The sequence below is a fragment of the Mesorhizobium xinjiangense genome, from assembly GCF_009749525.1.
In the GTDB taxonomy this organism is placed as follows: domain Bacteria; phylum Pseudomonadota; class Alphaproteobacteria; order Rhizobiales; family Rhizobiaceae; genus Mangrovimarina; species Mangrovimarina xinjiangensis.
Window position 1 is genome coordinate 25259 of the sequence record NZ_WOAC01000002.1, and the last position, 19069, is coordinate 44327.

Below are 19069 nucleotides of genomic sequence, written 5' to 3' on the forward strand. Positions count from 1 at the left end.
TGCATCAGCCGCGACCGCCGGAGCATGCTCCGGCGGTCGCCCTTGCTCACGAATGGAGATGTCGCATGAACTTCTTGGGATGGACGGCAAGGCGGATAGCCATGGCCGCGATGCTGGCGGTCGCACCGATATGGCAGGCGGCGGCGCAGGATCTTGCGTCCTGGAACGACGGCGCCACCAGGAACGCCATCATCGATTTCGTCACCGCGGTGACGACCGAGGGCGGGCCCGACTACGTCGCGCCGACCGACCGCATTGCAACTTTCGACAATGACGGGACGCTGTGGAGCGAGCAGCCCATGTATGTGCAGCTCGCCTTCGTGCTCGATCGCATCAAGACCATGGCGCCCGATCATCCGGAGTGGACCGATAAGGAGCCTTATAAGTCGGTGCTGGCGGGCGATCTGAAAGGTGTTGCGGCGTCGGGCGAGAAGGGCGTTGTCGAACTCGTGGCGGCCACCCATTCCGGCATGACGTCGGACGAATTCGCCAAGATTGCCGCGGACTGGATCGCAACAGCCAAGCACCCGCGAACGGACAAGCTCTATACGCAGATGGTCTATCAGCCCATGCTGGAGCTTCTCGACTATCTGCGCGCCAATGATTTCGAGATCTATATCGTGTCCGGCGGCGGCATCGAGTTCATGCGTCCGTGGACGGACAGGGTCTACGGAATTCCGCCGGAAAACGTCGTCGGCTCCTCGATCAAGCTGAAATTCCAGATGAAAGACGGTGTGCCGACCCTTTTCCGGCAGGCCGAGATCGACTTCATCGATGACGGTCCGGGCAAGCCGGTGGGCATCCAGAGCCATATCGGCAGGAAGCCGATTGCCGCCTTCGGCAATTCGGACGGCGATATCCAGATGATCCAGTGGGCGACCTCGGGTCCGGGCCGCCGGTTCGCGGCCATCGTCCACCACGACGACGCGGAACGCGAAGTCGCCTATGACCGTGAGTCCTCTTTCGGCAAGCTCGACAAGGGGCTCGACCTCGCACCTGACGAAGGCTGGACGCTCATCAGCATCAAGGACGACTGGAAGCAGGTGTTCCCGCAATAGTCTTTGCGGGCCGCCCCGCCTATTCCTGCGGACGGAACGTCGTCACCTTGCGGTTCTTGAACTGGAAGGCGAGGCGCCCGGCCACAAGGTCGAGCGCCTTTTCGCCAAAAACCTCGCGGCGCCAACCGTTGAGCGGCGCCACGTCCGCCTTCTCGCCTTCGGCGGCGATGCGCTCGATATCGTCGCTCGTCGCCAGCACCTTCGGCGCCACGCCTTCCTCTTCGGCGATCAGCTTCAACAGCACCTTCAACAATTCGCTCGCCGCCTGCGACCCTTCGGGTGCGTGGTTCTGGCGCGGCAGGCGGGGCATCTGGTCGTTCGGCAGGTCGAGTGCGGCATTGACGACTGCAAGCAGGCTGGCCGCCGTCTGCGATCGTTCCCAGCCCTTGGGCGTCGCGCGCAGCCTGCCGAGCGCTTCGGTGTTGCGGGGCTGCTGCTGGGCGATCTCGTAGACCGCGTCGTCCTTGATCACCCGGCCGCGTGGCACGTTGCGCTGGCGCGCCTCGCGCTCGCGCCAGGCGGCCACCGCCTGCATGACGGCGAGTTCCTGTGGCTTGCGCAGCCGCATCTTGAGCCGCTTCCAGGCATCTTCGGGATGCGGATCATAGGTCTCGTGCGCCGTGAGGACGTCCATTTCCTCCTTCAGCCAATGGGCCCGTCCCTCGCGTTCCAGCTCGCCCTTGAGGTGCTGATAGACCTCGATCAGATGGGTCACGTCGGCCAGCGCATAGGTGAGCTGCTTGTCGGACAGCGGACGGCGGCGCCAGTCGGTGAAACGCGACGACTTGTCTATTTGTTCGCCCGTCACCTTGCGCACCAGCTGGTCGTAGGAAACGCTGTCGCCGAAACCGCACACCATCGCCGCGACCTGGGTGTCGAAGACCGGATGCGGGATCAGTCCGCCACCGTGGAAGATGATCTCGATGTCCTGGCGCGCGGCATGGAAGACCTTCACCACGCCTTCATTGCCCATGAGGTCGAAAAAGGGCTGCAGGTCGATATCCTTGGACAGGGGATCGATCAGCGCCTCCACCCCGGGGGCGGCCATCTGGATCAGGCAAAGCTCCGGCCAGAACGTTGTTTCGCGGATGAATTCGGTGTCGACCGTGACGAATTCGGACTTCGAGAGTTCGGCAATGATGGCGGTCAGTTCGGATTGAGTCGTGATGAGATGCATGATGGCGTCTTTACGGCATTCCGCGCCCTGTGTCTGCCCTGTATCTGCCCCGTACCTCGTTGAGGAAGTGGGATTGAACCCGCTACGCTGTCGCCTCGGCGTTGGCCAGCCGGCCGTCGATCAGGTGCAGGCGCCGGTCCATCCGGTTGGCCATGTCGACGTCATGGGTGACCGCCACGACCGTCTTGCCGCGCTCGCGCACCATTGCCTCCAGGATCGAGAACACCTGCTCGGAACTGGCGCTGTCGAGACTGCCGGTCGGCTCGTCGGCCAGCACCAGGGGTGGATCGTTGGCCAGCGCCCGGGCCAGCGCCACGCGCTGCCGCTGGCCGCCGGATAGCTGGTCGGGCCGCTTCTTCATGTGCTCGGCCAGCCCTAGCGAGGACAAGATTTCCGCTGCCCGTTCGCGCATTTGCGGGCGAGACAGCGAGGCAAGCTTGCGCATCGGCAGTTCGACATTGTCGAGGGCGGAAAATTCCGGCAGCAGGAAATGGAACTGGAAGACGAAGCCGATCATGGCGAGCCTGGTGCGGGCGCGCTCCCGTTCGCTCATGGAACCGGCGTCTTGTCCGCCGACCGCCAGTTCGCCGCCGGTCGGCCTGTCGAGCAGGCCGAGCAGGTAGAGAAGCGACGATTTGCCCGAACCCGATGGCCCCGTAATGGCGACGAACTCGTTCTTGCCGATGGACAAGGTGATTTCCTCGACCAGCGTCACCGGCACCGTTTCGGGCAGCACGCGGGTCAGGTTCCGGGTGGCGATCAGGTCGCTCATGTCGCGCCCCTGATGATGTCGACTGGATTGAGCCGGGCCGCGCGCCTTGCCGGCAGGTATCCCGCGACGGCGGCCGAGCCGAGTGCGAAGGCCGATGCGATGAGGTAATGCAGCACGCTCCAGGCGATCGGCAGTTCCGTGATCTCCTGGCCGCCGGCATCGAGCTCGAAGCGGATCGACGCCAAGGCGTAGGTGAGACCGAATCCGAGCAGCCAGCCGAACGCCGCGCCGGCACCGCCGATTGCGACGGCCTCGATGACGAACATGCGCTGCATGTCGCCCTGGCCGAAGCCGAGCGACTTCATGATGGCGATGTCGCGCGCCTTTTCATGCGTGATGGTGGAGATGATGTTGAAGATGCCGAAGCCCGCCACCACCATGATCGCCGCAACCACCGTGTACATGATGATGTTGCGGACGATGAAGGCTTCCATGATGCCCTCATTGGCTTCCTGCCACGAAACGGCCTTGTAGCCGAGTTCGGCTTCGATCCGCCGCGCCACCGCCGGCGAAGCGTATGGATTGCGCAGCTTGACGGTGACGTCGTTTATGATGTTGGGCCGTTCGGCGAGGATCTGCGCGTCCTTCAGCAGCATGTAGGCCTCGCCTTCGTCGCGCGCCGTCGTGCCGGTGTGGAACAGGCCGACGATGCGAAAGCTCCGCGTAAGGCCGGTCGACGAGACGGCGGTGATCGTGTCGCCGAATTTGGCACCGAGGCGCTCGGCCATCCGGTCGCCGATAACGACGTTGTTGCCGCCCGAGGCGAGCGCATCGAAGCTACCGCGAACGAACTCGCCGACGATCGGCGAAACGGCGCGCTCGTCTTCAGGTTCGACCCCGATGATCGATGCGCTGGCCTCGCGGCTGCGGTAGCGCATGACGCCCTGCGCGCGCAGGGTGGCCGAGAAGGTTCCCGGCACCCAGGCATCGAGCCAGGCGGTGGCGGCGGTCGGATTGATGATGCCGCGGCGGTCGTCTCGTGGCCGCAGGCCGGAGATCTCCACGGCCTGGTAGATCTGCTCGGCCGGCTGCCGCGCCGCGCTCCGGCGCTCGTCGGTGATCTGCACATGCGGCATCGTGTCGATCAGCTGCTCGACGAAATCGTCCTGCCCGCCCTGCATCAGCGCCGCCATGGCGATGGAAAAGCCGACCCCCACGGCAACGCCGATGACGGCCACGACCGTCTGCCGGGCACGGCCGGCAATGTGGGTAAAGGCGATGTCGAGTATGAGCGGCATGGCTATCGCGTCTCTGTCGTCACTCTCGCCCCATCGGCCAATTCCTCGGGGTAGGGGCTGACAATGCGGGCATCGTCGCCGAGGCCGGACAGGATTTGCGTATTGACCGTGCCGCGTATGCCCGTCTCGACGGCGCGGCGGGCGGCACGGCCGTTCTCGATGACGAAGAGCTTACCGTCGCGCAGGGCGGGCGAGGGGACAAGGAGCGCATCCTCGACCAGCCGGGTGACGATGTTGGCGTCGACGGACATGCCGATCATCAGCGGCGTGTCGTCGGGCAGCCGCAGCTTGACCCGGTAGGTCTTCGACACGGGATCCCCCTTCGGCGTGATGCTGTCGACCTGCGCCTCGAGCGTGCGGCTGGGAAAGGCGTCGGAGGTGAGATGCGCCGTCTGCCCGACTTCGACGCGGGGGATGTCTTCCTCGTTGACTTCCGCCACGACGATCAGCGGCCTCAGCCGTCCGACCCAGTAAAGCGCGGTCCCGGGTTCGGCGATCTCGCCGACTTCGGCATCCTGGCGCAGCACGACGCCGTCGCTCGGCGCGCGCAGGATGTGATTTTCCAGCCGCGCCGCCTGACCGGCGATCAGCGCCTCGATCTGGTTGACTTCGCTTTGTGCCCGATCGAGTTGGGTCGTATTGACCACATTGCGTTCCACCAGCAATGCGATCCTGTCGCGATCGTCGACCGCCAGGCGGTGGCGCGCCTTGAGTTCGGTCAGCACGGCCTGTGCCTCCGTGTCGTCGAGGCGCGCCAGCTCGTCGCCCTTTTCGATCCTGCTGCCCTCGCAGCCGCATATGGACACGATGCGTTCGCGCACCAGCGACGTTACCTTGGCCCAGGTGCGCGGCTCGACCACGCCGGCGGCATAGACGATCGCCGCAGCCTCGCCGCGGGTCGGCGTCACCGTTGCGACGGCGGCGGGGCGGGTGACGTACCAGTAGCCGCCCGCGGCCGCGCCGGCGAGAACAAAGGCGGCAATGAGAATGCGCGCAACCTTCACGGGTCAATCCTTTGGCCGGTTGTCGATCCTGCAAATTAAAATACAGACGTGTATTGTATCGATATTATCGCTCCTCTACAATCGCCATGACGTCGGAACAAGTCGAAACGCGAGGTACGGTTCCAATCTTGGGAGAAGACACGACCACCCGAAACCCGGGCCGGCCACGTCGGCCGGAGACGGATGACGCGATACTTTCTGCCGCGCTCGGGCTTTTTATCGCCCACGGCATCGGCGGTGTCAGTTTCGAGGCCGTGGCCCGCAAGGCTGGGGTTACGCGGGCGACCATCTATCGTCGGTGGTCGGATCGCGAAGACATGATCGCGCGCGCACTCGGGCGGCTGAAGGAAAAGGCCGAGGCGCCGGTCGGGCGCTGGGAGGAAATGCCGTTCGAGACCCTCGTTCAGATGATGGTCGAGCACGGGCCGAAAGGGTGGGTGGACTATGACGCCAGGCGACTGCTTGCCCGCATCATTGGTTCGCAGCCGGATGCGCCGCGCCTGCTGGACGTGTTCTGGGACGTATACGGCGAGCCGCGCCGCGCGGCGTTTTCGGCCATCGTCGAGCGCGCGCGCAAGGAGGGCCACCTGCCGCCGGAGACCGATCCGGATCTCTTCCAGGCCATGATGAGCGGCGCCATCATGTATCGGCTCTTGCTCATTCCCGGCGAGGATGGAGAAGACGAGCTTCGCGCCTATTTCGTCGGTATACTGAGGCAACTGGGACTTGGGGAGATACTGGACCGGAGCGGGCGGGCGGACTGACCGCGCCGGGCAGATTGATCCGGCGTGCGCGCGAACAAATCGGACTTGCGGGCTGTTCGAATGCCAAGCCTGTCGTTCCCCGCGCTGCACGTTCTTCGCCTTTTCGGTCCGGTGACGGACATGCTGCCGCCCGCTGCCTTGACAAAACGCATCGCGCGTGCGCTTTTCCCGCCGGTTTTAAGGGGCGGCCGTTTCGCGCGGCGGCCCGCTTGCCGTTGAATTTCAAGCCAAGCGGATATTCGTCCATGCATCGCTATCGCAGCCATACCTGCGCACAACTGAGAAAATCCGATGTCGGTTCCCCCGTCCGCCTCGCGGGCTGGGTGCATCGCGTCCGCGACCATGGCGGGCTCCTGTTCATCGACCTGCGCGATCATTACGGCATCACGCAGATCGTCGCCGATCCCGATTCGCCCTGCTTTGCGACGGCCGAGACCGTGCGCGGCGAATGGGTCATCCGCGTCGACGGTGAGGTCAAGGCGCGCACGGACGAGACGGTCAATGCGAACCTGCCGACCGGCGAGATCGAGATTTTCGCCCGCGACCTGGAAGTGCTTTCGGCGGCCAAGGAACTGCCGCTGCCGGTCTTCGGCGAGCCGGACTATCCCGAGGACATTCGCCTCAAATACCGCTTCCTCGACCTGCGCCGCGAGACGCTGCACGACAACATCGTCGCGCGCACCAAAATCATCGCCGAGATGCGCACCGCGATGGGCGAGGCGGGCTTTCCGGAGTATTCGACGCCGATCCTGACGGCATCTAGCCCCGAGGGCGCGCGCGACTTCCTGGTGCCGAGCCGCATCCATCCCGGCAAGTTCTACGCGCTGCCGCAGGCGCCGCAGATCTACAAGCAGCTCATCATGGTCTCGGGCTTCGACCGCTATTTCCAGATCGCGCCCTGCTTCCGTGACGAGGATCCGCGCGCCGACCGTCTGCCGGGCGAGTTCTACCAGCTCGACCTCGAAATGAGCTTCGTCGAGCAGGAGGACGTGTTCCAGACCATGGAACCGGTGATGCGTCGCATCTTCGAGACCTTCGCCGACGGCAAACCGGTGACGCAGACCTTCCCGCGCATCCCCTATGACGTCGCCATGCGCAAATACGGCTCCGACAAGCCGGACCTGCGCAACCCGATCGAGATGCAGGACGTTTCGGAGCATTTCCGCGGTTCCGGCTTCAAGGTCTTCGCCGGCATCCTGGCCAACGATCCCAAGGCCGAGGTGTGGGCGATCCCGGCGCCGACAGGCGGCAGCAGGGCTTTCTGCGACCGCATGAACTCCTGGGCGCAGGGCGAGGGCCAGCCGGGGCTGGGCTACATCTTCTGGCGCAAGGAAGGCGAGAAGCTGGAAGGCGCCGGCCCGATCGCCAAGAACATCGGCGAGGAGCGCACCGAGGCGATCCGGGTCCAACTCGGTCTGCAGGACGGCGACGCCTGTTTCTTCGCTGCCGGCGATCCGAAGAAATTCGTCGCCTTTGCGGGTGCGGCGCGCACGCGCGCAGGCGAGGAGTTGAACCTCGTCGACCGCGACCGTTTCGAGATCGCCTGGATCGTCGACTTCCCGTTCTACGAATGGAACGAGGACGAGGAGCGCGTCGATTTCGGCCACAACCCCTTCACCATGCCTCAAGGCGGCATCGATGCGCTCAACGGCGAGGATCCGCTGACCATCAAGGCCTTCCAGTACGACCTCGTCTGCAACGGCTTCGAGATCGCGTCGGGCGGCATCCGCAACCATTTGCCCGAGACCATGGTCAAGGCGTTCGAGATCGTCGGCTTTTCGCGCGAGGATGTCGAGGAACGCTTTGGCGGGCTCTATCGGGCCTTCCAGTATGGCGCGCCGCCGCATGGCGGCATGGCGGCCGGCATCGACCGCATCATCATGCTGCTGGTGGGCGCGAAGAACCTGCGCGAGGTGACGATGTTCCCGATGAACCAGCAGGCCCAGGATCTGCTCATGGGTTCGCCGGCGGAGGCCGCCGCGCAGCAGCTGCGCGAGCTTTCCCTGCGGGTGATCCCGCCGAAAGCGGACGCCTGAGGAGGTTACCGGCGAGGCTGGCATGGCACGACCGCAAGCAAACGCTTCGCCTCGCGTCCTCGTCACCGGTTTCGAACCCTTTCCGGGCGCCCCGGTCAATCCGACCGAGGCGCTCGTTTCCCGCCTGCGCCAAAGCCCTCCCGCGATTGACGGCATGGGCGCCTTTCGTGCCGAGGTGCTGCCGGTGGATTATGCCGCGGTCGGACCGCGACTGTCGCAGATCGGCCGGGAATTTTCCCCCGACATCGCGATCCATTTCGGCCTGGCGCTCGAATGCGGCGGCTTCCGGCTCGAACGCCTGGCGCGCAACCGCTTCGCCGCCGACCGGCCCGACAACACCGGAGAGCTCAAGGCTGAGGGCGCCATTTGCCGGGGACCGGGGCTCTTGCCCTCGAACCTGCCGCTGCCGGAGATTTTCGATCGGCTGACGGCCACTCGGCTGCCGGTCGAATGGTCCGACGATGCGGGCGGCTATCTCTGCAACATGGTCTTCACGCTGTCGCGGACACATGCCTGCGAGGATTTCACGCCGGCAATGAGCGGCTTCATCCATGTGCCGCTGACGGGTACTGAGCCCGCATCCAGTTTGAATGACGCGCAATTGGCTGCCGGCGCGGCGGCGATCGTCTCGGCCTGCTGCGCCGCCTGGCACAAGGGCGATTGAGAAAAAATGCCCGGCGCGAGGCCGGGCATATACCTTTCGCTCATTGAGCGGGACCTGCTCCAGCGCGGGCGGGCTACTGGTTGGCCTTGACCGTCAGGTTCAATTGTTCCGGCAGCGATTGCGGCGAGGCCATCGCGCTCGCCGCAATCATGGCGAACGGCACTGGCTTTTCCGGTTCGACGCCGATTTCCAGATTGTCCGGATTGTCGAGATAGGCGTTGACTGCCTCGCTGATGGCCGTCGTCAAGTTCGAGTTCTGCAGCGCGGCCAGCGCGAAAGGCAGGATCGCCTTCGCCTGATTGGCTATGTCCTTCGGCTCCACGCCCTGCTGAGCCGCGATATAGGCCAGCACCTTGTCGGTCAGTGTATTGTCGTCGAACCGGATCTTGGCGCCGTGGAGGGTGAGTTGCTGCAAGAGACCCATCATGGACAGGCCGGCGGCCGACTTTTCCTCCTCGGTTGCGCTTTCCATCTTGGCGCCCAACTCCTGGAGGGAGGCGATCAACTCAGGCGTATAGCCGCCAAGATCCATCGTCAGGCCGAGAGTGCCCGCATCGTTGACGGTGATGTCGTAGCGCTCGAGGACGGTACGGCCGTCTTCCGGCGTCCACCAGCCCTCGGCGGCGAGGTTGCCGCTGAGCGTGGTGAACCCGAGCTCATCGATCGCGTCTTTGGCCTTGGGATCCTCGATCAGCGACAGATCGGCGGAGAAACTTTCGACACCGCCGGTCATGCGCAGCTTTTCGCCTGCGTCTTCCTCGCTGATTTCTCCGTTCAGGTTGGTCAGCGCGAAGACCTGCTTTCCGGCAAAATCGACGGACAGCTTCGGCAAGGCCAACGTATCGTAAATCAGCACATCGAGACTGGACGCATCGGTGTCTTCGCCGGGGATGGCGACACCGGTAAGCGTGAGTTCGTCCATGTTCACTTCAGCGCCCTCGACGTCGAAGATGCTCGGCGCGACGGTCATCTCGTCGACCGCAAATCCGCCGTCGACCTCCTCGATGCCGCTCATGGCAATGTCGCCAAGGCCGATCGTATTCTGCAGCTCGATATTCGTCAGCTTGACGCCTTCGATGCGCACGGCATCGGTTCCGTCGCCCGAAACGGCGCTCCAGTCCAGTTCGAGGCCGCCCTGCTTCTCGACGACGGCCTTGAGGCGCGCCGCGACCGCTTCCGCGTCGGCGGCGAGGGCAAACTGCGGCCATGCAGCCAAAATGGTGCCGGCGATGGCGATGCTCCGCACGACGGATTGATGCTTGGTCATTGGGTTCCTTCCCCAGTTCGGTTGGTCGGGTCGCGGCGCTGTGCGGAATAGACCGCCCAACGGCCTTACCGCAATGGCACGGCGCATATCAGTCAACTGTGAAATATTCCACCTGGAATGCAGGGCCGTCCAAGCGATATTCCTCCAGCCCTATTATCGGGTCAATCGCACAACCCTCGACAGTGGAAAGAGGTGCGACATATCGATCTGTTCCTTGAATCTGTTTGACAAGCCGAAAGGCGAGGCTTGCCGCGAATCGCCGGTTGGACTATCGGAAAGCCATGGGAAAAAGCCAGAATCCGCCGGGGGCAGGTGACGGTGGCGATATCGAGACCGTAGACCTCAAAAAGGCGCTCGAAGAGCGCTATCTCGCCTATGCCCTCTCCACCATCATGCACCGTGCGCTGCCGGATGTGCGCGACGGTTTGAAACCCGTGCATCGGCGCATCATGCATGCCATGCGTCTGCTCCGCCTCAATCCCGACCAGCGTTTCGCCAAATGCGCTGCGATCGTCGGCGAGGTCATGGGCAAGTTCCATCCGCATGGCGATCAGTCGATCTACGACGCGCTGGTGCGCTTGGCGCAGTCCTTTTCCGTGCGCTATCCGCTGGTCGACGGTCAGGGCAATTTCGGCAATATCGATGGCGATAGCGCGGCGGCCATGCGCTACACCGAGGCGCGGATGACGGAGGCCGCGACCTCGCTTCTGGAAGGCATCACGGAGGACGCGGTCGATTTCCGCCTGACCTACAACGAGGCGCACGAAGAGCCCATCGTGCTGCCGAGCGCCTTTCCCAACCTGCTGGCCAACGGTTCTTCCGGCATTGCGGTCGGCATGGCGACTTCGATCCCGCCGCACAATGTCGCCGAGCTCTGCAAGGCGGCGCTGCATCTGATCGACCATCCGGACGCTTCGGTCGAAGACCTGATGACGCGCCATCCCCATCCCGAGGATGACGACGAGAACATGGTGCGCGGTCCGGATTTTCCGACCGGCGGCATCGTAGTCGACGAGTGGGACAGCATCCTGGATGCCTACAAGACCGGCCGCGGAACGTTTCGCGTGCGCTCCAAATGGCAGCGCGAAGACCTCGGGCGCGGCACCTGGCAGGTGGTGGTCACCGAAATACCCTACGGCGTGCAGAAATCCAGGCTGATCGAGAAGACGGCCGAATTGCTGCTGGCTCGCCGACTGCCGCTGCTCGAAGACATCCGCGACGAGAGCGCGGAAGACGTGCGCGTTGTCCTGATACCCAAGAGCCGCGCGGTCGACCCGACGATCCTGATGGAATCGCTGTTCAAGCTGACCGATTTCGAAAACCGCTTCCCGCTCAACATGAACGTCCTGTCGCGCGGACGGATCCCGAACGTGCTGTCGCTCAGGGACGCGCTGCAGGAATGGCTGGAGCATCGCAAGGAGGTGCTGGTGCGCCGCTCGCGCCACCGGCTGGCCGAGATAGAGCGGCGTCTGGAAGTGCTGGGCGGGCTGCTGATTGCCTATCTGAATATCGATGAGGTCATCCGCATCATCCGCGAGGAGGATGAGCCCAAGCCCGTCATGATGGCGCGCTGGGACCTCACCGACCTGCAGGCCGAAAGCATCCTCAACATGCGCCTGCGTGCCCTGCGCCGGCTGGAGGAGTTCGAGATCCGCAAGGAATTCGATGGCCTTACCGAGGAAAAGGCGCAGATCGAGGCGCTCCTGGCCTCCGACGAGCGGCTGTGGAAGGCGATCCGCTGGGAGGTGGAGCGCATCCGCGACCAGTTCGGCTCGCGCACCGAACTCGGCCGCCGGCGCACCCACTTCGCAGAGGCGCCCGAGCATGACGAGGAGCACATTCATCAGGCGATGATCGAGAAGGAGCCGGTGACCGTCGTCGTCTCCCAGAAAGGCTGGCTGCGCGCCATGAAGGGCCATCTGTCGGATTTCGGCAGTCTTTCCTTCAAGGAAGGCGACAAGCTCAAGCTCGCCTTCCATGCCCAGACGACGGACAAGATCCTGATCTTCACCACCGGCGGCAAGTTCTACACGATCGGCGTCGACCGGCTGCCCGGTGGCCGCGGCCATGGCGAGCCGATCCGCATTATGGTCGACATGGACAATGGCCAGGATATCGTGACGGCGTTCATCCACGATCCGGCCCGCAAGCTGCTGCTCGTTTCGCAGCAGGGCAACGGCTTCGTCGTGGCCGAAGAGGACGTGGCGGCCAACACCCGCAAGGGCAAGCAGGTCATGAACGTCAAGGCGCCGGACGAGGCGCGCATATGCATGCCCGTCGATGGCGACCACGTGGCGATCGTCGGCGAGAACCGCAAGCTGCTCGTCTTCGCGCTGTCCGACGTGCCGGTGATGGCGCGCGGCAAGGGCGTGAGGTTGCAGAAATACAAGGGCGGCGGGATCTCCGACATCAAGACCTTTATCCTGGCGGACGGCCTGTCCTGGCAGGATTCGGCCGACCGCACGTTCACCCGGAGCGAAGAGGAACTGCGCGACTGGATGGGTGCCCGGGCGTCGGCCGGACGCCTCGTGCCGAAGGGTTTTCCGCGCACCGGCAAGTTCGGGTGAGGGGATAGCCGCGGCCTGCCGTCGTCCGCAGAACAATCATTGCATTACCCTCACCCTCAACTCTCCCTTCAAGGGGAGGGAAGTGGAATGGGCGCGCCACAGCCCCCGGATAGCCCTTTGGGCCTCCGGGGGCGGGGGCGGCGGAGCAGGATGCTACTCCGCCGGTCCCTCGAGCGGTGCGGCGCTTTCCGGTGTCTCGCTCGGCCTTGCCGGTATCAGCGAGCGCAGCGCGACATAGAACACCGGCGTCAGGAACAGCCCGACGAAGGTCACGCCGAGCATGCCTGAAAAGACCGCCGTGCCGAGCGACTGGCGCATCTCGGCGCCCGGCCCGCGCGCGATCACCAGCGGCACCACGCCAAGGATGAAGGCAAACGCCGTCATCAGGATTGGACGCAGGCGCAGCCGCGCCGCCTCCACGGCCGCATCGACCACCGAGGCGCCGCGATCCTGGGCCTGCCGGGCGAACTCGACGATCAGGATCGCGTTCTTGGCCGCCAGCCCGATCAGCACGATGAGCCCGATCTGCACCAGGATGTTGTTGTCGAGCCCGCGTATGGTGACCCCGACAAGTGCGGCGAGCACGCCGAGCGGCACGATCAGCACGATGGCGAGCGGCAACAGCCAGCTCTCATATTGCGCCGAGAGTGCCAGGAAGACGAAGACCACCGACAGCGCGAAGATGAAGACCGCCGTGTTGCCGGTGTTGCGTTCCTGGAAGGCCAGTTCCGTCCATTCATAGGATGTGCCGTCCGGCATGATCTCCTCGGCGATGCCTTCCATCTGCGCCAGTGCGGTTCCCGTCGCCACGCCGGGCGCGGCACTGCCCTGGACCGGCACCGAGACATACATGTTGTAGCGCTGCACCAGTTCCGGTCCGGTGACATCCTTGATGTCGACCAGCGTTCCCAGCGGCACCAGCGCGCCCGTGGCCGAGCGCACCTTGAGGTCCAGAATGTCCTCGCGTTCGAGCCTGAACGCCTGGTCGGCCTGCGCCTGCACCTGGTAGATGCGGCCGAAGGCGTTGAAGTCGTTGACATAGGCCGCACCCAGATTGATCGACAGCGTCTCGAAGATGTTGGGGATCGGCACGTTCAGCATGCGCGCCTTGTCGCGGTTGATGTCCAGGAAATATTGCGGGCTGGAGGCCGAGAAGGTCGTGAAGACGCCGGTCAGCCCGGGCGTCTCGTTGGCCTTGGCCGAGATCTGATGGGCCAGTTCGAGGATTTTCTCGACATCCGTGCTGTTGCGCTCCTGAAGCTGCAGCTTGAAGCCGCCCGACGTCCCGATGCCACTGATCGGCGGTGGGGGGAGCGCGATGATGAAAGCCTCGCGCACGCTTTGCAGCCGACCGTAGAGGTCGCCGATGATCCGGTCCTGGTTGAGCCCGGCGGCGAGCCGCTCCTCGAACGGCTTGAACGGGGCGAAGATCACGCCGGCATTGGTGGCATTGGTGAAGGTGGCACCGGAAAAACCGGCGAACGACACGGCGTTCTCGACCCCCGGCGTTTCGCGCACGATCTGCGAGGCCTCGCGGATGACCTTGTCCGTGCGCGACAGCGATGCCGCCTCGGGCAGTTGCACCACGACGATGGCATAACCCTGGTCCATGACCGGGATGAAGCCGCGCGGCACCGTGTCGATCATGTAATAGGTCCCGTAAAGCAGCCCGGCGAAGACGGCCAACATGGCGATCAGCGCCGCCTTCGTGCTGACGATCATCCGCACGATTGCCGCATACCAGCCGGCCAACCGGTCGAAGCCGGCGTTGAAGCCGTTCGCCAGCGCCTTGCCGAAGCGGCCGATACCGGTGCGCGGCGGACGCATCGCCTCGGCATGGGACTTGAACAGGATGGCGGCCAGAGCCGGCGACAGCGTCAGCGAGTTGAACGCCGAGATGATCGTGGCGACTGCGATGGTGATGGCGAACTGCAGATAGAACTGCCCGGTGATGCCGGGAATGAAGGCCGCCGGCACGAACACCGCCGAAAGCACCAGCCCGATCGATATGACCGCCGAGCCCACCTCGTCCATGGTGCGGTGCGCGGCGGTGCGCGGGGTCTGGCCGAGCATGATGTTGCGCTCGACATTCTCCACCACCACGATCGCGTCGTCGACCACGATGCCGATCGCCAGCACGAGGCCGAACAGCGTCAGCATGTTGAGGGAGAAGCCGAAGGCCAGCAGCACCGCCAGCGTGCCGATCAGCGATACCGGGATCGCCACGATCGGCACGATCGCCATGCGCCACGATTGCAGGAAGACGACGATGACGATGACGACCAGGGCGATGGCCTCGAGGATCGTCTTGTAGACCTCGTTGATCGATTCGGAGATGAACTCGGTCGGATTGTAGATGATCTCGTAGCCGATGCCGGGCGGGAAGCTCTCGGACAGTTCGGCGATCGTTTCCTCGATCTCGGCAGCCGATTCCAGCGCGTTGGTGCCCGGGCGCTGGAAGATGGCGAGCGCCACGGCGGGATTGTTGTTGAGATAGGAATTGGTGACGTAGCTGCGCGCGCCGAGCTCGATGCGCGCCACGTCCTCCAGCGTCACCAGGCGCCCGTCCTCGGTCGACTTCACGATCACGTAGCGGAAATCGCGCGCCTCGTCGAAGCGCCCCTGGGTGGTAACGGTATACTGGAAAGCGCTGCCGTCATCGACCGGCGGTGCGCCGATCGAGCCGCCCGAGACCTGCACGTTCTGCTCGCGCAATGCCTCGACGACGTCGCCGGCCGTCATCCCGTAGATCGACAGCTTGTCGGGATCGAGCCACACGCGCAGCGAATATTCGCGCTCGCCGAATATGATCAGGTCGCCCACGCCGTCGAGCCGCATGAGCACGTCGCGCACGTTGGAACGGGCATAGTTCGACACGTAGAGCTGGTCGTAGCTGTCGTCGGGCGACAGCATGTGAATGACCATCATCAGGTCGGGCGAGCTTTTCGTGGTGGTCACGCCGAGACGCCGCACCTCTTCGGGCAGGCGCGGCTGGGCGATGGCGACGCGGTTCTGCACCAGGACCTGGGCCTGGTCGAGATCGGTGCCGAGACGGAAGGTGATGGTAAGCGCCATCGACCCGTCGCCCGAGGAGTAGGAGGACATGTAGAGCATGTCCTCCACGCCGTTGATTTCCTGTTCCAGCGCCGTGGCGACAGTGGCCGCCACCGTCTGGGCGTCGGCGCCCGGATATTGCGCCCGCACGACGATGGTCGGCGGGGCGATCTCGGGATACTGCGCCACAGGCAATTGCGTATAGGCGATCGATCCGACAAGCAGCAGGACGATCGACAGGACCGACGCGAAGATCGGTCGGTCGACAAAGAAATGTGCAAATCTCATTTCGGCAATCCGGCAAGTTCGCCTTCAGGCGGGAGTGTAGTCATCTCGGCCTTGACCTTGACGCCGGGCCGGACCCTCAACAGGCCTTCGACGACGATCGTCTCATCGCCCGTTAGCCCTTCGCGGATGATGCGATAGCCGTAGCGTTCCGGACCCGGCCGCACCGGCTTGGCCGAGACGGTTCCCGAATCATCGATCGCATAGACGATGCGCCGGTCCTGATCGGCGCCGATCGCCTCGTCGGGCACCAGAACGCCTTCATAGGGCAGCGAGCCCGGTATGCGGATGCGGCCGAACATGCCCGGCTGCAGGACGCCTTGCGGATTGGCGAAGCGTGCGCGAAGGCGCATCGTGCCGGTCTCGTCGTCGAGCCGGTTTTCCGCGAAATCGAGTTTGCCGTTGAAATAGACCGGCTGGTAATCGTGCACGCGCACGACGACGTCGAGACCGCCCGCGCCCTCCTGTAGCGTGTTGCCGCGCTGCCTGGCGTCGCGCGCATAGGCGAATGCCGAGCGCTCGTCGATGTCGAAATAGAAGTCAATCGGATCGAGCGAGACGATGGTCGTCAGCAGCGTCTCGTCCGCCTGCACGAGATTGCCGGTCGAAACGCGACGCCGGTCGATCCGGCCGGACAAGGGCGCCCTGACTTCGGTGAATTCGAGGTTCAGGCGCGTCGTGCGAAGCTCTGCCCTGGCGCCTTGCAGATTGGCTTCTGCGGCCAGATATTCGCGCCTCCGGTCATCGAGAACGGAGGCTGCGACATTGCCCGTGTCGGACAGGGACTTCGCCCGCTCCAACTGGCTGCGGGCGAATTCCAGTGCGCTGGTCGCCACGTCGACTTGCGATTTGGCCGCGTCGAAGGCGGCCTGGTAGGGCCGCTTGTCGATCGTGAAGAGAAGATCGCCCTTCTCGACCATGGCGCCGTCACGGAAATGGACTTCCTCCAGATAGCCGTTCACCCGGGCCCGGACGTCGACCTCGTCCATCGCCTCGAAGCGGCCGATGAATGGATCGCTTTCGACGATCTCACGCACCACGGGTTTTGCGGCTGTCACCACCGGCAGATCGTCTTGCGCCAACGACGCCGTCGGGCTCAGCGCAAGTGCCAAGATGCCGGCCAGAATTCCGATTCCTTTCCTCTCGGCCGCGCGCCGTCCGATTCGTGCGCGGTGCCACGACAGAGGAAATCCGTTCGCAGTCGCAGTCATGAAGACCTCAGCAAATTTCGGTAAAAGAGCTTTCTTGTGATGATATCGGCGGGCGCTGCGGGCAGGTCGACCGGTAATCGTCCGCATACCAACGACCAATGAAGCGCATTGTGCCCAAACAGGCAACTGGCCGATTGTGCAGTTGAAATGCGGCTCGCCCCGCCGGCCGAACGGCAAAATATCTTAACCCTTTGAAAAGGATAAAAAATGCGGACCTGGAACAAAATCGCCCGGCGTCAGGCGGAGCCCGCATTGCTGTCAATTAGCTGACAGTGCGTGTCACCATGGTTGCGGTCGGGCGGACCAATTCGCGAATGGCGCGGGCGACCTCGCCTGCCGTGATCTCAACGATCGGCTTGGCGCCGGAGGCGGTCGGGTCGAGATAGCCGCCGCCGCCGGAATGGTTGAATGGGCCGATGGTTCGCTCGATCAGCCGCTCCTCGCGCAGGGCCAGGTTCCAATGCGAACTGATCGACATCGACCATCGGCCGGGAAAGGCGATGCGCCCGAGTTCGTAGATTCTGTCGGCACTGCCGCGCAGCGAGACGACGCTGTCCACGTCATCGAGCCCGCGGTCGGATGCCATCACGCCACCGATCGCGACGACATGCAGTGGCGCTTCGATCGCCGCGCGCAGATAGGGAGCCGCGCCGAGCGCGATCTGCGCGCCGCCGCTGGACCCGACGAGAACGAGCGGGCAGGGAGAGCCCGTGCGGTATCCGGCCGCCGCGAGGCGTTCGAGAACGACGCGTGAAATGCCGAAACTGTAGATCGGGCCGTAGCGGCGGTCCGCCGAAACCAGGACCTGAAACAGATTGCGGAGATTGAGGATGGCTGGGAGCAGCAGCGTGCCGCTCAGCCGCCATTGGCGCACCCGGCGCCAGAACCAGGTGAAGAAGCGCTGGCCGGTCAGGAGCGAACGCCCGGACGGCGCGTAGGGGAAGACGTCGCGCACGATCCTGGCCTGCGGCAGATCGCGCTGCAGACGGTCGAGAAAATCCGATTCCCGCGCCAGCAATTCGTCGCCGGAGATCGAGCCGATTCCCGACAGAAAGACGACATAGAACTCCGGCTGTACGGCCGCCGACCGGTGGGCTCCGCTGCCCGCCGGCAGCGGGGTTTCGTCCGGCTCTGCTCCCGGCCCCAGCCAGCCGGCCCACCAGCCGAGCGATTCCAGGGGTGCAAGCGCCATCGAGACGATCAGCACCAGTGGCGCCACCCAGATCAGGTGCCAGGCGATTTCGGTCATTTGCCGGGACCCCGCATCTCGACCGCTTCCTTCGCCTTCGCCTTGAGAAACTCCACCAGGTTCTGCCGGTCTATGGGCAGGGCGCCGCCGGCGATGAAGTGGCGCAGGAAGGTGATGAGGCGGGTCAGCGGTTGGCCGAACAGCAACCAAAGGATCCGCGTCGACAGCCAACCGATCAGGGCCGACAACAGGGCGGCGGCGACCGGCAGAGCGAGGCCGTAATGCAATCCGTACGGCACCAGGACGAAGACCCATATGTCGAGCAGCCTGTTGAGCCCGTCGCCGAAATAGGGTGCCAGGGTGAAGACGCCGAGGAGGCGCGGCGCGTGCGCCAGCGCGACAACGCCGATCGTCGGCCAGAAGGCGACGTTGCTGGCGAAGGCGAAATCGGCGGCAATCATCGTCGTGACGGCTGTCACGGTGGCGGCGGCCACGTAGATGGCGCCCATGAGCACGAGGCTCAGCGCGAAACGCGGCTTCGGCACCCGGTTGAGCAGCAACACGACGCCCTGGCCGACGGCCTGGGAAAGGCCGGCGAGAACGACCACCAGCAGGGCGAGCGGATTTACGCCCACGGCATTGCCGACACGATGGAACGCGGTTGCGTCGAAGCTCATCGCGTCAACGCCGAGATTCAGCGCCCGCGGCAGGGCGGCGAGCAATGTCGCCATCATGTCGAGCATGAAAAGCGCCTCTGAGATCAGATCGGTTCGTCCGCCACGA

Annotated in this window: 14 protein-coding genes; 5 read left to right on the forward strand and 9 right to left on the reverse strand. The window is 64.4% G+C overall.

Annotation, left to right across the window (positions count from 1 at the left end; all coding sequences use genetic code 11):
• Positions 1–65 precede the first annotated feature (65 nt).
• On the forward strand, positions 66–1058 hold the full coding sequence (locus GM909_RS02385) for an HAD family hydrolase (protein ID WP_157014617.1): 993 nt from the start codon (positions 66–68) through the stop codon (positions 1056–1058).
• Between the two features lie 19 nt (positions 1059–1077).
• Here the strand turns inward: GM909_RS02385 and rnd are convergent, their stop codons facing one another.
• The 4 genes from rnd to GM909_RS02405 all read right to left on the reverse strand — a co-directional run bounded on the left by rnd (position 1078) and on the right by GM909_RS02405 (position 5249).
• Entirely contained in the window at positions 1078–2235 is a 1158-nt protein-coding gene (gene rnd, locus GM909_RS02390; RefSeq protein ID WP_157014618.1) for a ribonuclease D, read from the reverse strand.
• Positions 2236–2317: 82 nt separating this feature from the next.
• On the reverse strand, positions 2318–3007 hold the full coding sequence (locus GM909_RS02395; protein ID WP_157014619.1) for an ABC transporter ATP-binding protein: 690 nt from the start codon (positions 3005–3007) through the stop codon (positions 2318–2320).
• Positions 3004–4245 carry an ABC transporter permease gene (locus GM909_RS02400; RefSeq protein ID WP_157014620.1) on the reverse strand — a complete coding sequence of 414 codons (1242 nt, stop codon included), beginning with the start codon at positions 4243–4245 and terminating at the stop codon, positions 3004–3006. The genes GM909_RS02395 and GM909_RS02400 overlap by 4 nt, the downstream gene beginning before the upstream one ends.
• Before the next feature lie 2 nt (positions 4246–4247).
• Positions 4248–5249: an efflux RND transporter periplasmic adaptor subunit gene (locus tag GM909_RS02405; protein ID WP_157014621.1), complete on the reverse strand. Its 1002-nt coding sequence runs from the start codon at positions 5247–5249 to the stop codon at positions 4248–4250.
• A gap of 128 nt (positions 5250–5377) precedes the next feature.
• On the opposite strand from GM909_RS02405, the gene GM909_RS02410 reads away from it, so the two are divergent.
• The 3 genes from GM909_RS02410 (at position 5378) to GM909_RS02420 (ending at position 8713) form a co-directional block, all read left to right on the forward strand.
• Complete coding sequence (locus GM909_RS02410) at positions 5378–6013, forward strand: TetR/AcrR family transcriptional regulator (protein WP_235911588.1); 636 nt, start codon at positions 5378–5380, stop codon at positions 6011–6013.
• Positions 6014–6258: 245 nt separating this feature from the next.
• A complete protein-coding gene (aspS, locus tag GM909_RS02415) occupies positions 6259–8049 on the forward strand; it encodes an aspartate--tRNA ligase (RefSeq protein ID WP_157014623.1) in 1791 nt (596 codons plus the stop codon).
• A 22-nt stretch (positions 8050–8071) separates the two neighbouring features.
• Positions 8072–8713 carry a pyroglutamyl-peptidase I family protein gene (locus tag GM909_RS02420; protein ID WP_157014624.1) on the forward strand — a complete coding sequence of 214 codons (642 nt, stop codon included), beginning with the start codon at positions 8072–8074 and terminating at the stop codon, positions 8711–8713.
• A 73-nt stretch (positions 8714–8786) separates the two neighbouring features.
• Here GM909_RS02420 and GM909_RS02425 read toward each other — a convergent pair whose 3' ends face one another.
• Positions 8787–9980 (reverse strand): hypothetical protein, encoded by a 1194-nt coding sequence (locus GM909_RS02425; protein WP_157014625.1) that lies wholly within the window; start codon positions 9978–9980, stop codon positions 8787–8789.
• A 281-nt stretch (positions 9981–10261) separates the two neighbouring features.
• Between GM909_RS02425 and parC the strand changes: the two genes are divergently transcribed.
• Positions 10262–12547, forward strand: a complete 2286-nt coding sequence (gene parC, locus GM909_RS02430; protein ID WP_157014626.1) for a DNA topoisomerase IV subunit A — start codon at positions 10262–10264, stop codon at positions 12545–12547.
• 153 nt (positions 12548–12700) lie between these two features.
• On the opposite strand, the gene GM909_RS02435 is transcribed toward parC, so the two are convergent.
• From GM909_RS02435 to GM909_RS02450, 4 genes are all read right to left on the reverse strand, one after another.
• Positions 12701–15889, reverse strand: a complete 3189-nt coding sequence (locus tag GM909_RS02435; RefSeq protein ID WP_157014627.1) for an efflux RND transporter permease subunit — start codon at positions 15887–15889, stop codon at positions 12701–12703.
• Complete coding sequence (locus GM909_RS02440) at positions 15886–17097, reverse strand: efflux RND transporter periplasmic adaptor subunit (protein ID WP_157014628.1); 1212 nt, start codon at positions 17095–17097, stop codon at positions 15886–15888. Before GM909_RS02440 ends, GM909_RS02435 begins: the two co-directional genes overlap by 4 nt.
• Before the next feature lie 262 nt (positions 17098–17359).
• Positions 17360–18346 (reverse strand): hypothetical protein, encoded by a 987-nt coding sequence (locus GM909_RS02445; protein WP_157014629.1) that lies wholly within the window; start codon positions 18344–18346, stop codon positions 17360–17362.
• Positions 18343–19029 carry a hypothetical protein gene (locus tag GM909_RS02450; RefSeq protein ID WP_157014630.1) on the reverse strand — a complete coding sequence of 229 codons (687 nt, stop codon included), beginning with the start codon at positions 19027–19029 and terminating at the stop codon, positions 18343–18345. The genes GM909_RS02445 and GM909_RS02450 overlap by 4 nt, the downstream gene beginning before the upstream one ends.
• Between the last annotated feature and the right edge of the window lie 40 nt (positions 19030–19069).